The organism is Streptomyces sp. bgisy159, from assembly GCF_057707805.1.
Genome location: NZ_JBYIQX010000014.1, coordinates 142,507 through 156,279 on the forward strand (window position 1 = coordinate 142,507; position 13,773 = coordinate 156,279).

Sequence of the window (13,773 nt, forward strand, 5' to 3'; positions counted from 1 at the left end):
TCGGAGCGGATGCTCGACCACGCCGGGCTCGAGCCGCCCTGGCGCGAACGCCACCAGCCGCCGGCCCTGCGCTCCGCGAGCGGCACCGGGTTCGCCGTCTGCGCCCGGGCCGCGGCCCTGCGCGGCGCGGACCGTGACGTGATCCGGTCCAGCAGGCCGTAGCGGCGCGCGCCCCGTTCGCGGCGGCACCTGCCGGGCACCGCCCGTCAGCCCCGCGCCGGGCCCGTGAACCGGGCGCTGGTCAGCGGGGCCCTGACCTGCCAGCCCAGGGTCTCGTAGAGGGCGCGGCCCGCCGGGGTGCCCGCGAGGACGCAGGTGTGGGCGCCCTGGGCGGCGGCGGTCGCGCGGAGGGTGTGCACGACGTGCTGTCCGAGGCCGCGGCGGCGGTGGTCCGGCACGGTCTCGATCTGGTCGACGACCGCCGTGCCCCCGGTCACCGCGACCTGGCCGCGGGCGGCGAGGGAGCCGTCCTCGGCGGCGAGCAGAACACGGGTGACGCCGCCCCGGGTCCAGGTGCGCACGCGGTAGCCGGCCGGCGGCGGCGGGGGCGGCGGTGTGGTCAGGGGCAGGGGGAGCGTCATCAGACAGCCGGGTTCCGGGTCGATCCACCAGTCCGGCCCGAGCCAGCGGGAGACCACGGCCGGGTGCCGGAACACCTTGAGCCACACCCCCGAGCCGGTCACCGCGCCCGCCACCTTCTGGACGGCCGCCCTGCCGACGCCGTCGTTCAGCTCGCCGAAGACATGGCGGGTGACGTGCCCGGCCTGGATCCCGACGTCGATCGTCACCCCCCAGGGCTCCCGCACCGGCGGCGCCGCCCCGCGCGAGACGACCCAGCCGTCCACCCACGCCCGTACGATCGCGTCCATGCCCCACCTCGTAAGGGCTGAAAAGTCGAAGTGACTATTACATGAGGGACTCTAGGGGCCCTTCCGGCCTGCGGCACAGGCTTGATCGCTCACGGCGAACACCCGTCCGGGAACATTCATGCGCTCACATGCATTGAGTCGGCATACCTCAACTTGACTGCCGAAGGGGAGATCATGGCTGCTGAGTCCACGGCGTTCACACCGCTCACCCTGCCCGTGCTGCCGCTCGACGACGAGGTCGTGCTGCCCGGCATGGTGGTCCCGCTGGACCTGAACGACGCCGACGTACGCGCCGCCGTGGAGGCCGCCCAGGCAGCCGCCGGGCCGGAACCCGGCAAGCCCAGGGTGCTCCTGGTCCCGCGCGTCGACGGCACCTACGCCGGCACCGGTGTCCTCGGCACCGTCGAGCAGGTCGGCCGGCTCGCCGACGGCGACCCCGGCGCCCTGATCCGCGGCCGCGGCCGGGTGAAGATCGGCGCCGGCACCACCGGGCCGGGCGCCGCGCTGTGGGTGGAGGGGACCCGGATCGGCGAGACGACGCCCGATCCGCTCCCCGGGCATGTCACCGAACTGGTCAAGGAGTACAAGGCCCTCGCCACGGCCTGGCTGCGCAAGCGCGGCGCCTGGCAGGTCGTCGACCGCGTCCAGGCCATCGACGACGTCTCCGCCCTCGCCGACAACTCCGGCTACTCGCCCTTCCTGACCACCGAGCAGAAGGTCGAGCTGCTGGAGACCGCCGACCCGGTCGCCCGCCTCAGGCTCGCCACCCGGCAACTGCGCGACCACCTCGCCGAACAGGAGGTCGCCGAGACCATCGCCAAGGACGTCCAGGAGGGCGTCGACAAGCAGCAGCGCGAGTTCCTGCTGCGCCGCCAGCTGGAGGCCGTCCGCAAGGAACTGCGCGAACTCAACGGCGAGAACGGCAAGGACCCCGCCGAGGAGTCCGACGACTACCGCGCCCGCGTCGAGGCCGCCGACCTGCCGGAGAAGGTCCGCGAGGCCGCCCTCAAGGAGGTCGACAAGCTGGAGCGCGCCTCCGACCAGTCCCCCGAGGGCTCCTGGATCCGCACCTGGCTGGACACCGTCCTGGAGATGCCGTGGCGCGAACGCACCGAGGACGCCTACGACATCCAGGGCGCCAAGGCGGTCCTGGACGCCGAGCACGCGGGCCTGGAGGACGTCAAGGAGCGCATCACCGAGTACCTGGCCGTGCGCAAGCGGCGTGGCGAGCGCGGCCTCGGCGTGATCGGCGGCCGGCGCGGAGGCGCCGTGCTCGCGCTGGTCGGCCCGCCCGGCGTCGGCAAGACCAGCCTCGGCGAGTCCGTGGCCCACGCCATGGGCCGCAAGTTCGTCCGGGTCGCCCTCGGCGGCGTCCGCGACGAGGCCGAGATCCGCGGCCACCGCCGTACGTACGTCGGCGCGCTGCCCGGCCGGATCGTGCGCGCCGTCAAGGAGGCCGGGTCGATGAACCCGGTCGTGCTGCTCGACGAGATCGACAAGGTGGGCTCCGACTTCCGCGGCGACCCGGCCGCCGCACTGCTGGAGGTCCTCGACCCGGCGCAGAACCACACCTTCCGGGACCACTACCTGGAGGTCGAACTCGACCTCAGCGACGTCGTCTTCCTCGCCACCGCCAACGTCCTGGAAGCCATCCCCGAGGCGCTCGCGGACCGCATGGAGATCGTCCGCCTGGACGGCTACACCGAGGACGAGAAGGTCGTCATCGCCCGCGACCACCTGCTCCCGCGTCAGCTGGAGCGGGCCGGTCTGAACGCCGACGAGGTCACCCTCGACGAGAGCGCCCTGCGCAAGCTGGCCGGCGAGTACACCCGCGAGGCCGGCGTGCGCACCCTGGAGCGGTCCGTGGCCCGGCTGCTGCGCAAGATCGCCGCCCAGCACGAACTGGGCGAGCGCGACCTGCCGTTCACCGTCACCGACGCCGACCTGCGCGGCCTGATCGGCCGGCCGCACCACATCCCCGAGTCCGCCCAGGACCCGGCCGAACGCCGCACCTCGGTGCCCGGTGTGGCCACCGGCCTCGCGGTGACCGGCGCCGGCGGCGACGTCCTGTACGTCGAGGCCTCGCTGGCCGACCCGGAGACGGGCGCGGCGGGTCTGACGCTGACCGGCCAGCTCGGCGACGTCATGAAGGAGAGCGCACAGATCGCCCTGTCCTTCCTGCGCTCGCACGGCGCCGAACTGGAACTGCCGGTCGCCGACCTGAAGGACCGGGGCGTGCACATCCACTTCCCGGCGGGCGCCGTCCCCAAGGACGGCCCGAGCGCCGGCATCACCATGACGACCGCGCTGGCCTCGCTGCTGTCCGGCCGGCTGGTCCGCACCGACGTGGCGATGACCGGCGAGGTCTCGCTGACCGGCCGGGTGCTGCCCATCGGCGGGGTGAAGCAGAAGCTGCTCGCCGCCCACCGCGCCGGCGTCACCACGGTGATCATCCCCAAGCGCAACGAGCCCGACCTGGACGACGTCCCCGCGGAGGTGCTCGACAAGCTCGACGTGCACGCCGTCACCGACGTCCGCCAGGTCCTGGAACTGGCCCTCGCGCCGGCGACGAACGGCACGCGGCGGGAGCAGGCCCCGGTCGCGGCGTGACGGACGCGGCCGGTCACCGGGCCCGGGCTCCTCGTCAGGGGACCCGGGCCCCACGCCCGGCCCTCCCCGTGCGATCACTGGTGTGTGATCACTGGTGTGTGATCAAGCTCCGGGACCTCGCGGCTGCCGAGGGTCCGGGCCTGCGAAATACTGATCGGGCCGCGGCGAGCGCCGGAACAGGCGAGAACGTCCAGGAGCGGAAAACCGGATCAGGGGTGTCTGACGTGCACGAGGACGGAAACGGCGGCGGGCCTGCCAGTGGTGTGGACCAGGAGTTCCTCTCCCTGGAACGCGAGCTGACCGTGCTGCTGCGCCGGGCCCGGGCCAACCAGGGCGAGATGGCCCGCGAGGTCCATCCGGACCTGGAGCCCGCCGCGTACGGACTGCTGATCCGGCTGGAGGAGTGCGGTCGGCAACGGGCCACCGAACTCGCCGGCTACATCGGGGTCGGCAAGGCCACCATGTCCCGCCAGCTGCGCGCCCTGGAGGACCTCGGGCTGATCGCCCGCGAGCCCGACCCGGCCGACGGCCGCGCCTGGCTGGTCGACCTCACCGACGAGGGCCGCACCCGGGTCCGCCGGGTACGCGACGCCCGCCGCGTCCGCTACGTCAGCCAGCTCGCCCACTGGGACCGCGGCGAGGTCGCCGAACTGGCCCGGCTGCTCCACCAGCTCAACCTGGGCATGGAGCAGCCCCGGTAGGGCCCCAGGTGTGTCGCGGCCCCGGGCCGGCTCCGCCCGGGCGGTCCGCTCACAGGCCGACGAGGACCGCCGTCGCGTCGTCGTGCGTCTTGCTCCGGCCCAGGAACACCCGCTCCCGCGCGTCGGCGCGCTCCAGTTCGCGGACCCGCGCGACCAGGGCCCGGGCACCCTCCTTCTGCAGGAAGGTGAACAGGTCCGTCCAGTCGCCCTCCCGGAACCGCTCGCTCCAGCGCGTCGCCCCGTCGGTGAGCGCCGCGAGGGCGCCCACGCGCGCGCGGGGCACGCTCCCGGTCACCGCCCGGGCGGCCACCGAGGGATCGGCGGCCGCCGTGAAGAAGCCGCCCTCCTTGTTGCGGGCACGGGCGTCGCAGATCTCCTCGCTCGCCAGCAGGGCGCGCGGCAGACGGGCCAGCCGGTCGTCGAGAACGGGCGTGACGGTCCCGTCGGGGGCCCGCAGCAGCAGCGCCGAGTCGGACAGGACCAGGTACTCCACCGACCGCGGCGACCAGCGGGCGAGGACCACCGTGGCCTGCGGTGTTCGCGGGTGAGAAAGGTCACAGGTTTCGGCGTGGGCCGCGGCGGTAGACGCGATGGCGCGGGCCAGGGCCTCGGCCAGGGGAACATCAGGGAGAGAAACGGTCAGTTCGGTCAGCGCCCCGCCGAGACGCGAGGTGAACCACGGAACCGAATGCAGACAACCGGTGCCGCCGGGCGGCGGCGTCACTCCGTCCAGGACCACCACCGAACCGCCCTGCCCGCACGCGGGAAGTCCGACACTCGCGAAGTCCTCGTTGCGGCGGGTCGGATCACCGGGTTCCGTCACGAGTTCCGTATGCATCCGGCCAGTCTGCACGAGGTCTCCACAGCACCCGCAAAAGGCTTGCAACACTCGCGACTCGGCTGCGCCCCCGCAGGTCAGGCGCCTGGTTTGGGCGGGAATGCTGGGCTATGGGAAGGCGTGGCGGCGAATCCTGCCAAAGCCCGCCGCAGACGTCCAACCGGCCCGCCCTACAGGGCCGTCGCACACGCCGCGGGAACTTGCCCGCCAACTCCCCTCCGATGTTCACTCCTTCGGGTGGCGGGTCGGACGATGAGCGCTGACCGCCCACCGGCACTGGGAGGGTCGGGAACCGGAACCGTACCGGGCGTTCGCGTCGATGACGGGACGTCACCCGGGCCCTTGGGTACACGAGTCAGGAATGCGAGCACCGGTGCAGAAGACGCGGCCTCGGCGTACAGGCAGGCAGTCGGCCCCCGAGACGGAGGCGCGGACCCCCGTAGGCAAGGGCCGCCCGACCCACGTGCGCAACCGGCTGATCGTCGCGGTGGCCGTGGTGGCCGCCGCCATCGCAGGAGCCGGCGCCCCCGCCCTGCTGTCAGCCTCCGGTCAGTTCAAGGACTCCCAGGACCTGGTGACGCTGTCCGAGCGTACCCAGGACGCCCTCGCCCTCGCCCAGTCGCTGGCCGACGAGCGCGACGAGGTCACCTCCTACCTCGCGGCCGGCCGGCCCAGGTCGCTGGCCCCCACCGAGCAGAGCAGCGCACGCGTGGACCGGCAGGTCGAGGACCTGCGCACCGACTCCGACACCCCGGCCGACCTGCGCGCCGACCTCGACGGCATCGCCACGGTCCGGCGCTCCGCGCTCACCGGCAGGAGTTCCGCGCTCCAGGCGCACGAGGCGTACTCGGCGACCATCGCCGAGCTGCACCGGCTCGCCGAGCAGCTGGCCGAGCAGACCCCCACCCGGGCGCCCGACGGCGCGCACGCCCTCGCCGGACTGGACTCGGCCGTCCAGCAGGCCGCCGCCGCCCGCGGGCTGCTGCTGGCCGCGCTGCGCGTGCCGACCGACACCGAGCGCGTCTACGACCCGGTCACCGGTGTGACCAGCACCGAGAAGACCTCCTCCGAGGCCGACACCAAGGTGCGCGACGCGCTGACCGCCGCCGCCCAGCAGGCACGCGTGCGCTCCGACGCGGCCCTCGCCGACTTCCGCAACACCGCGCCGAAGACGGCGGTGTCGGCGTACGACGCGACGGTCACCGGCGGCGAGGTCGACACCGCGGACAAGTACCTCACCGAGCTGACCGACCGGCCCACGCTGGACGGCGACGACCTGGAGAACGACCCCAAGAAGCTGGACGCGGTCCTGTCCGCCCGGCTCGACCTGATGCGCGGCGCCGAGGCCTCGCTGTACGACCGCCGTACCAAGGACCTGGAGAAGCTGCGCGACGACGACTTCCTCGCGCTGGAGATCCAGGTCGGCGTCGTCGGCGCGCTGATGCTGGTCGCCGTGGGCGTCGCCACCGCCATGGCCCGCAGCCTGACCCGACCGCTGTCCGCCGTGCGGCGCGGCGCCGCCCGGCTGGCCGAGGCCGAGAACCCTGCCGTCGAGGAGCCGGTCGCGTTCACCGGCCGCAACGACGAGTTCGCGAAGGTCGTCCGCTCCGTCAACGCCCTGCACGCGCACACGGTCGCCCTGCACGAACGGCTCGGCACGCTGGAGGCCGACCGCAAGCACCTGGTCGGTCAGCGGCAGAAGATGGCCGACGCCCGTGAGGAACTGCGCGCCGAACTCACCGAGTCCACGGCCGCCCTGGAGCAGCTGCGCGGCAGCATCGGCTCCACGTTCGTCAACCTGGCGCTGCGCACGCTCGGTCTGGTCGAACGGCAACTCGCGGTCATCGAGGGCCTGGAGGAGCGGGAGCAGGACCCGGAGCGGCTCGCCACCCTCTTCAAGCTGGACCACTTCGCCACCGTCATGCGCCGGCACAGCGAGAACCTGCTGGTCCTCGCCGGTACCGAGCACGTCCAGCAGCATCCGGGGCCGATCCCGCTGGTGGATGTCGTGCGCGCCGCGGTCAGTGAGATCGAACGGTACGAGCGGGTCCGGATCGCGGCGCTGCCGCCGCACGCGCACGTGGCGGGGTTCGCCGCCGACGACCTCTCCCACCTGCTCGCCGAACTCATGGAGAACGCCACCTCGTTCTCCCCGCCCGACCTGCCCGTCGAGATCTCCGGCTGGCTGCTGGAGAACGGCGAGGTGATGCTCTCCGTCCAGGACGAGGGCATCGGCATGACCGAGGAGCGGCTCACCCGGCTCAACTCCCGGCTCGCCGAGTTCGACCCGGAGACGCCGTACGAGCAGGAGGGCGAGGAGGGGCTGGGCCTCGGACTGTACGTCGTCGCGCGCCTCGCCCACCGGCTCGGGGTGCGGGTGCAGCTGCGGGCGCAGAAGCAGGGCGGGGTCGCGGCGGTCGTCGTACTCCAGGCGGGCCTGCTGGCCGAGGCGTCCTCGGCCGCGGTCGCCGCCGGGCCGGGGGCTTCCGGCTCGGCCGGTCCGGTCTGCCTGCCGGGCGCCGATGCGGAGGCCAACTCCAACGTCCTGGCCGGCCGTTCGGCCGCGGACGACCCCGTGGTCGCGCTGGCGGAACGGGCCGCGCTGAACGCCGAGGCCGCGGAGAACGCGAAGAACGTGGGCGCGGAGGCCGGGGCTCCGCAGGCCGAGGCTCCGCGGGCCGGGGCTGCGCCGACCGAGGCCGCGCGTTCCGGGGCTGCGGAGACCGAGGCCGCGCGGGCCGGGGCACCGCAGACCGGAGTTCCGGAGAGCGAGGCCGCGCGCACCGAGGCCCCGGAGACCCCGTCCGAGACGACGATGGCCCTCCTCCTGCCGGCCCTCCAGGACGAACCGGACCCCACCCACCCCGAGACCGCACCGGCGCCGCCGACCGCCCCCGCCTCCCGCACCCCCGACGCATCCACCCGCACGGCGGAGGGAACGTTCGGGGAAGCGGCGGGCGCCGGCCCGGCCCCGGTGGCCCACGCAGGGCCGCCGGCCACCGGCGATGCCGTTCCCCACGCCCACCCGGACACCCCCGAGCCGTGGAGCGAGGCGCACCCGGCGGGGCCGGCGGCGGTCGGCACCGGCGCGAGCCTGCCCGGCCACCCGGCGGACGCCGGCCCGCTCGCACACCGGCCGGTGGCCGGCACCCGGCACGAGCCGTCCCGGCCGACGGACGACGCCGGCTCCCGGCCCCACGAGGGCGCCGAGCACAGCCGTACGGACGACGACGAGGAGCCGCTGACGGCCAAGGGGCTGCCCAAGCGGACCCCGAAGATCACTGAGCTGCCCGCACAGACCCCGCGCCGGCGGCCCGGTTCCGTCGACGCGGAGGCGCTGCGGCGGCGCCTGGGCGGCTTCCGCCGGGGGGCGGAGGCCGGCTACCGCGACGCCGAGTCGGCGAACACCGAGGAGACGGCCCGGAACCGGGTCCCGGCGCAGGGACGCGGCGAGCCCCCGGCCACCGGACGCGCCGAGCCCGCAGGACCCGCGGGACACGCAGCACACGCCGAGGAAGACACGTCGGGGGGCACAGTCGAGGAGGCAAGCAGTTGACCGCGCCCAGTACCTTCGGACTGAGCAGTGAAGCCCGTAATCTTCACTGGCTGTTGACCAATCTCGTCGAGGAGGTGCCGGGCATCCAGTCGGTCGCGGTGGTCTCCTCCGACGGCCTGCTGCTGCTGTCCTCGGACCCCGGCAGGCTCTCCGAGGCCCGCGACGCCCGCGGGGAGAAACCTTCAGGCCCGCGCGGCTCCTCCGCCGACCTCGCCACCATCGTCTCCGGCATCGGCAGCCTCACCGTCGGCGCCGCCAAGCTCATGGAGTTCGGCGGGGTGAAGCACACCATGGTCGCCATGGAGGAGGGCAGCCTCTTCGTGATGTCGATCAGCGACGGCTCGCTGCTCGGCGTGCACGGCTCCGCGGACTGCGACATGAGCGTGGTGGCCTACCACATGGCGCTCTTCGTCGGCCGGGCCGGCCACGTGCTGACCCCCGAGCTCCGCAGCGAGCTGAGGGCGTCGCTGGAGACCGCGGGGAGCGCCCGATGACCGACGGTCCGAAGCGGCCCCAGGGCAGGAAACAACTCCCGACGCGCGGCGGCGACCGCAAGCCCGCCCGCGTCCGTCCCTACTCGCTCACCGGCGGCCGTACCCGCTTCGGCCACGTTCTGCTGGTGGAGACGTTCGTCGCCAGCACCGCCGAGCTGGAGGCACCGCCGCAGCGCAGGGAACTGGCGAACGGCTCGCTGAAGGCGTCGGTCATGCCGGAGCTGCGGGCCATCGTCGAACTGTGCCGCCGTATGCGCACGGTGGCCGAGATCGCCGCGCTGCTGAGGATGCCGCTCGGCGTGGTCCGGGTGCTCCTCAGCGATCTCGCGGACCAGGGAAAGATCCGGGTGTACGGCACGGGAACCGGGCACGGCACCGGCCGGCCGGACCGCGCTCTGCTGGAAAGGGTGCTGAGTGGACTCCGTCGTCTCTGACGCCGCCGGGACCGGCGTCTCCCCGCTCCTCGAACCCGAGGAGGACCTCAAACCCTGGCAGACGGACCGTACCCGGGCGCCCGTCGCCACGAAGATCGTCGTGGCCGGCGGCTTCGGCGTCGGCAAGACCACCCTGGTCGGCACGGTCTCGGAGATCACGCCGCTGACGACCGAGGCGCTGATGACCGAGGCGAGCGAGGACCACGACGACCTCACCGCCACGCCGGAGAAGGTGACCACGACGGTCGCCATGGACTACGGCCGCATCACCCTCGACGACGACCTGGTGCTGTACCTGTTCGGCACGCCGGGCCAGCAGCGGTTCTGGTTCATGTGGGACGACCTGGTGCGCGGCGCGATCGGCGCGGTGGTGCTGGCCGACACCCGCCGGCTGAAGGACTGCTTCCCCGCGCTGGACTACTTCGAGAGCTGCGGGCTGCCGTACGTCGTCGCCGTCAACCACTTCGACGGCAGTGAGCTGTTCGAACCGGAGGACGTGCGGGAGGCACTGACGATCCCCCCGCGCGTCCCTGTCATGATCATGGACGCGCGGCGCCGGATCTCGGTGATCGAGACCCTGCTGGCCCTGGTCGGGCACGCGCTGGACGAAACCCCCGAGTAGCCCTCACCCGTAGGAGCCATCACCCGTATGCGGAAGATACTCGTCGTCGGAGCCGGCCAGTCCGGACTCCAGCTCGCCCTCGGCCTGCAGTCCCACGGGTACGAGGTCACCCTGATGTCCAACCGGACGGCGGACGAGATCCGCACCGGCCGGGTCATGTCGACGCAGTGCATGTTCCACACGGCGCTGCAGCACGAGCGCGACCTGGGACTCAGCTTCTGGGAGCAGCAGGCCCCGAAGATCAACGGCCTCGGCGTCTCGGTCGCCGCCCCCGGCTCGCACGACCCGGGCCCCACCCAGCGCGCGATCAACTGGGTCGGCCGGCTCGACGGGTACGCGCAGTCGGTGGACCAGCGGGTGAAGATGGCCGGCTGGATGGACACCTTCGCCCAGCGCGGCGGCCAGCTGGTCATCCACGGCGCGGCGGTCTCCGACCTCGACTACTTCTCCCGCGCCTACGACCTGGTCCTGGTCGCGGCCGGCAAGGGCGAGCTGGTGTCGATGTTCGCCCGCGACCCCGAGCGCTCCCCCTACCGGGAGGCGCAGCGGGCGCTGGCGGTGGCGTACGTGCACGGCCTGGGCCCGCGTCCGGAGCACCCGGACCTGGAGGCGGTGCGCTGCAACCTGGTGCCCGGCGTCGGCGAGCTGTTCGTCATGCCGACGCTCACCACCTCCGGCCGCGCCGACATCCTGTTCTGGGAGGGCATACCCGGCGGCCCGCTCGACGTGTTCAACGGGGTCAAGGACCCCGCGGAGCACCTCTCCCTGACCCTGGACCTGATGGAACGGTTCACCCCCTGGGAGCACGAGCGGGCCGGCAAGGTCGAGCTGACGGACGCGGGCGGCGTGCTCAGCGGCCGCTACGCCCCGACCGTGCGCAACCCGGTGGGCAGGCTGCCCGGCGGCGGGCTGGTCCTCGGCGTCGCCGACGTCGTCGTGGCCAACGACCCGATCACCGGTCAGGGCGCCAACTCGGCGGCCAAGTGCGCCGCCGCCTACCTCGCCTCGATCCTCGAACACGGCGAGAAGGAGTTCGACGAGGACTGGATGCGGGCCACCTTCGACCGCTACTGGGCCACCGCCCGGCACGTCACCAAGTGGACCAACGCGATGCTCGCGCCGCCGCCCGAGCACGTCCTGAACCTCATCGGGGCCGCCGGCCAGCTCCCGCCGGTCGCCGACCGCTTCGTGAACGGCTTCGACGACCCCTCCGACTTCGAGAACTTCTTCTACGAGCCGGACAAGGCCGAGACGTACCTGGCGTCGGTCACCGGCGCCGCCTGAGCCCCCTGCGGCACGGCGGGGGAGCCGGCCGCGGCCGGCCTCCCCGCCCGGTACCTCGCGTACGCCTCCCGTGCGGGGCGACCGGCGGAGGCGGTGCCGGTCAGGCCGGTGTCGCCCAGTCCGGTGTCGCCCAGTCCGGTTGCGGTCAGTCCGGGGCGTCGGCCGACGCGTAGCCCTCGTCCGACCCGTCGAGGGCGCTCTCGGGCAGCTCCGGCGGCGTGTAACGCCGTAGCGGCTCGCCGTCCGGGTCCGGGCGTACGGCCCCAAGGACCGGGTTCGCGGCGATCGGCGAGACCTTCACCCGGGCGCCGGGCCGGGGCGCCTGGACCACCATGCCGTCTCCCAGGTACATCGCCACATGCGTGGCCTCGGGGAAGTAGACCACCAGGTCACCCGGGCGCAGCTCACTCAGCGGGACGCGGGGCAGCTCGGCCCACTGCTCCTGGCTGGTGCGCGGGATCGGCGTCCCGGCGCGCTCCCAGGCCGTCGAGGTCAGCCCCGAGCAGTCGTACGCCTCGGGGCCCTCCGCGCCCCACTCGTACGGCTTGCCCAGCTGGCGCACGGCGTAGCGCAGCGCGCGGTCACCGGCCGCCGACGGCTTGCCGTCGTCGCTCAGCGCGCCCGAGGCGAGGAACTCCTCCTGCCGCTCGGCGATCCCGTCCCGTTCGAACTCCGCCAGCTTCCGCAGCCGGTCCGCGTCGATCGAGGCGAGCAGCTCGGTGACCTCGTCGAGGCGCCGCCGTACGTCGTCGCGTTCCTTCTTCCTGCGCTCGGTGAGGGTGAGTTGGGCGTCCAGCGCGGCGCGCGCCCGGCGGGCCAGCGTGTCGCGGCGGTGCTCGGCGCCGGCCAGCCGGGTGGTGGTGGCGGCCCGTTCCCGCGTCAGCCGGCCGATCACCCGCCCCTGTTCCAGGGCGTGCTGCGGGTCGCGGGCCAGCAGCAGCCGGACGTACGGCGAGATGTCGGTGCTGGACTGGTACTGCTGGCGGGCCAGCCGGCCGGCCGCGCCCCGGCTGTCGCGCAGCGCCAGCCGGGCCCGCACCAGCTCCCCGTCGAGCCGCGCGACCTCGGCGCGTTTCTCCTTCAGCCGCTCCTCGGTGGCGTTGTACGCCTCGGTGGCCCGCTCGGCCTCCCGGTACAGCCGCTGAAGGTCCGTCAGCAGCTCGGCCACCGAGCGCGCGCCGGGCTCCGGCGGCTCGGGAGCGGCCACGGCGGCACCGGGGGACAGGACGGCCCGGACCGCGAGCACCGCCGTACACACCGCGAGCGGCAGCCTCCCTGACACGTCATCACCTCCGCCGCGGGGCGGCCCCTCCACCCCGCAGGGCGAGCATCAGACGGGTCGGCGAGGTCCGCGCGCCGGGCGTGCGCGGTTCGGCGCAACGGGGTCACCCGTCGGCGTCATCCCGTTCGCGGTCCGGCGTGGCGGCGGGACCGGCGGGCGGCCTGGACCACGGCAGCCGCTCCCGGAAACCCCTCTTCTCGCCGCCCTCCGGATCGAAGACGTACTTCCAGCCCGTCGGCAGGCCCAGCCTCTTGCCGTGCCCGCGCGGCGCGCGCCGGTACACCAGCACGGTCGGCGGCCCGCCGGCCGAGTCCGGGACGGGGATGCGGTAGGTCTTCGGGGGCTGTCCGGTGGGGCCCAGCAGGACCGGGAGCACCCGGCCGTCCATGGGGCCGCCCTCGAACGGGGTCTCTTCGCTCTTCACGGGACCAGTGTCAGACATCCGCGGACAGGGCGGTGATCACCTCGGCCGTCTGGGCGTCCCGGTGGGCGGTGACGGAGAGCGCGGCCACGAACTGCTCCACCAGCCAGTCGCGCAGCTCGGCCGTCGGCGGCTGCTTGCCGTCGTCCAGCCACATCAGCGAGGCCGCCTCCACCGCCGTGATCCACATCCGGACGGTCATCCGCAGCCGGGGGCCCGGTTCGGCCACGCCCAGATGCCGGTAGATGTGCTCGGCGGCGGCCCGACGCACGCCGTCCACGGTGGCCGTCGTCCGCGAGGTCTCGACCACGCTGCCGCCCTGCAGCAGGGCGCTGAAGCCGGCGTCGTGCTCGTCGACGAAGGCCAGGTAGCGGTCGAGGGCGCGGGTGAGGCGGGGCAGCAGCGGCCCCTGCCTCGGCTCGTCGAAGCACTGCCGCAGTTCCTCGGCGGCCGACTTCAGGGCCGCCTCGTACAGCTGCTGCTTGCCGCCCGGGAAGTACCGGTACACCAGCGGCCGAGACACCCCGGCCGCCTCCGCCACGTCGTCCAGCGAGACGTCCTCGGGGGCGCGGTGCGCGAAGAGGTTCAGGGCGGCGCCGAGGAGCTGGGCACGGCGGGCCTCGACACTCAGGCGGCGGTAGGCCGGGGCGGCGGGGGTCATG

Annotated in this window: 13 protein-coding genes; 8 read left to right on the top strand and 5 right to left on the bottom strand. The window is 73.8% G+C overall.

Annotation, left to right across the window (positions count from 1 at the left end; all coding sequences use genetic code 11):
* Positions 1 to 9 precede the first annotated feature (9 nt).
* Positions 10 to 162 (top strand): hypothetical protein, encoded by a 153-nt coding sequence (locus tag AC3ET3_RS16540; RefSeq protein WP_432134072.1) that lies wholly within the window; start codon positions 10 to 12, stop codon positions 160 to 162.
* A 44-nt stretch (positions 163 to 206) separates the two neighbouring features.
* Here the strand turns inward: AC3ET3_RS16540 and AC3ET3_RS16545 are convergent, their stop codons facing one another.
* Entirely contained in the window at positions 207 to 869 is a 663-nt protein-coding gene (locus tag AC3ET3_RS16545; protein WP_435612389.1) for a GNAT family N-acetyltransferase, read from the bottom strand.
* 174 nt (positions 870 to 1,043) lie between these two features.
* On the opposite strand from AC3ET3_RS16545, the gene lon reads away from it, so the two are divergent.
* Together lon and AC3ET3_RS16555 are read left to right on the top strand one after the other, a co-directional pair.
* Entirely contained in the window at positions 1,044 to 3,479 is a 2,436-nt protein-coding gene (lon, locus tag AC3ET3_RS16550) for an endopeptidase La (RefSeq protein WP_435612390.1), read from the top strand.
* A 224-nt stretch (positions 3,480 to 3,703) separates the two neighbouring features.
* On the top strand, positions 3,704 to 4,180 hold the full coding sequence (locus AC3ET3_RS16555; RefSeq protein ID WP_435612391.1) for a MarR family winged helix-turn-helix transcriptional regulator: 477 nt from the start codon (positions 3,704 to 3,706) through the stop codon (positions 4,178 to 4,180).
* Positions 4,181 to 4,229: 49 nt separating this feature from the next.
* On the opposite strand, the gene AC3ET3_RS16560 is transcribed toward AC3ET3_RS16555, so the two are convergent.
* Positions 4,230 to 5,018 carry a protein phosphatase 2C domain-containing protein gene (locus tag AC3ET3_RS16560; RefSeq protein ID WP_435612392.1) on the bottom strand — a complete coding sequence of 263 codons (789 nt, stop codon included), beginning with the start codon at positions 5,016 to 5,018 and terminating at the stop codon, positions 4,230 to 4,232.
* A 361-nt stretch (positions 5,019 to 5,379) separates the two neighbouring features.
* Between AC3ET3_RS16560 and AC3ET3_RS16565 the strand changes: the two genes are divergently transcribed.
* Genes AC3ET3_RS16565 through AC3ET3_RS16585 form a run of 5 tightly spaced genes read left to right on the top strand, consistent with a single transcriptional unit; the run spans position 5,380 to position 11,408 of the window.
* Entirely contained in the window at positions 5,380 to 8,574 is a 3,195-nt protein-coding gene (locus tag AC3ET3_RS16565) for a sensor histidine kinase (protein ID WP_488191829.1), read from the top strand.
* Positions 8,571 to 9,068: a roadblock/LC7 domain-containing protein gene (locus tag AC3ET3_RS16570; RefSeq protein ID WP_432134078.1), complete on the top strand. Its 498-nt coding sequence runs from the start codon at positions 8,571 to 8,573 to the stop codon at positions 9,066 to 9,068. The genes AC3ET3_RS16565 and AC3ET3_RS16570 overlap by 4 nt, the downstream gene beginning before the upstream one ends.
* A complete protein-coding gene (locus AC3ET3_RS16575; protein ID WP_432155868.1) occupies positions 9,065 to 9,502 on the top strand; it encodes a DUF742 domain-containing protein in 438 nt (145 codons plus the stop codon). Before AC3ET3_RS16570 ends, AC3ET3_RS16575 begins: the two co-directional genes overlap by 4 nt.
* A complete protein-coding gene (locus AC3ET3_RS16580; protein ID WP_432134080.1) occupies positions 9,483 to 10,124 on the top strand; it encodes a GTP-binding protein in 642 nt (213 codons plus the stop codon). The genes AC3ET3_RS16575 and AC3ET3_RS16580 overlap by 20 nt, the downstream gene beginning before the upstream one ends.
* A 27-nt stretch (positions 10,125 to 10,151) precedes the next feature.
* Entirely contained in the window at positions 10,152 to 11,408 is a 1,257-nt protein-coding gene (locus AC3ET3_RS16585) for a styrene monooxygenase/indole monooxygenase family protein (protein ID WP_432155867.1), read from the top strand.
* Between the two features lie 145 nt (positions 11,409 to 11,553).
* On the opposite strand, the gene AC3ET3_RS16590 is transcribed toward AC3ET3_RS16585, so the two are convergent.
* The 3 genes from AC3ET3_RS16590 to AC3ET3_RS16600 form a co-directional block, all read right to left on the bottom strand.
* Positions 11,554 to 12,690 (bottom strand): C40 family peptidase, encoded by a 1,137-nt coding sequence (locus AC3ET3_RS16590; RefSeq protein ID WP_432134082.1) that lies wholly within the window; start codon positions 12,688 to 12,690, stop codon positions 11,554 to 11,556.
* A gap of 103 nt (positions 12,691 to 12,793) precedes the next feature.
* Complete coding sequence (locus tag AC3ET3_RS16595; RefSeq protein ID WP_432134083.1) at positions 12,794 to 13,114, bottom strand: hypothetical protein; 321 nt, start codon at positions 13,112 to 13,114, stop codon at positions 12,794 to 12,796.
* A gap of 10 nt (positions 13,115 to 13,124) precedes the next feature.
* Positions 13,125 to 13,772, bottom strand: coding sequence for a TetR/AcrR family transcriptional regulator (locus tag AC3ET3_RS16600; protein ID WP_432134084.1), 648 nt, complete (start codon positions 13,770 to 13,772; stop codon positions 13,125 to 13,127).
* Between the last annotated feature and the right edge of the window lies 1 nt (position 13,773).

Excerpts from the sequence above, each read along its gene's own strand:
- AC3ET3_RS16585 (WP_432155867.1), top strand. The coding sequence starts at position 10,152 with ATGCGGAAGATACTCGTCGTCGGAGCCGGCCAGTCCGGACTCCAGCTC.
- lon (WP_435612390.1), top strand. The coding sequence starts at position 1,044 with ATGGCTGCTGAGTCCACGGCGTTCACACCGCTCACCCTGCCCGTGCTG.
- AC3ET3_RS16600 (WP_432134084.1), bottom strand. The coding sequence starts at position 13,772 with ATGACCCCCGCCGCCCCGGCCTACCGCCGCCTGAGTGTCGAGGCCCGC.
- AC3ET3_RS16560 (WP_435612392.1), bottom strand. The coding sequence starts at position 5,018 with ATGCATACGGAACTCGTGACGGAACCCGGTGATCCGACCCGCCGCAAC.
- AC3ET3_RS16545 (WP_435612389.1), bottom strand. The coding sequence starts at position 869 with ATGGACGCGATCGTACGGGCGTGGGTGGACGGCTGGGTCGTCTCGCGC.
- AC3ET3_RS16575 (WP_432155868.1), top strand. The coding sequence starts at position 9,065 with ATGACCGACGGTCCGAAGCGGCCCCAGGGCAGGAAACAACTCCCGACG.
- AC3ET3_RS16565 (WP_488191829.1), top strand. The coding sequence starts at position 5,380 with ATGCGAGCACCGGTGCAGAAGACGCGGCCTCGGCGTACAGGCAGGCAG.
- AC3ET3_RS16540 (WP_432134072.1), top strand. The coding sequence starts at position 10 with ATGCTCGACCACGCCGGGCTCGAGCCGCCCTGGCGCGAACGCCACCAG.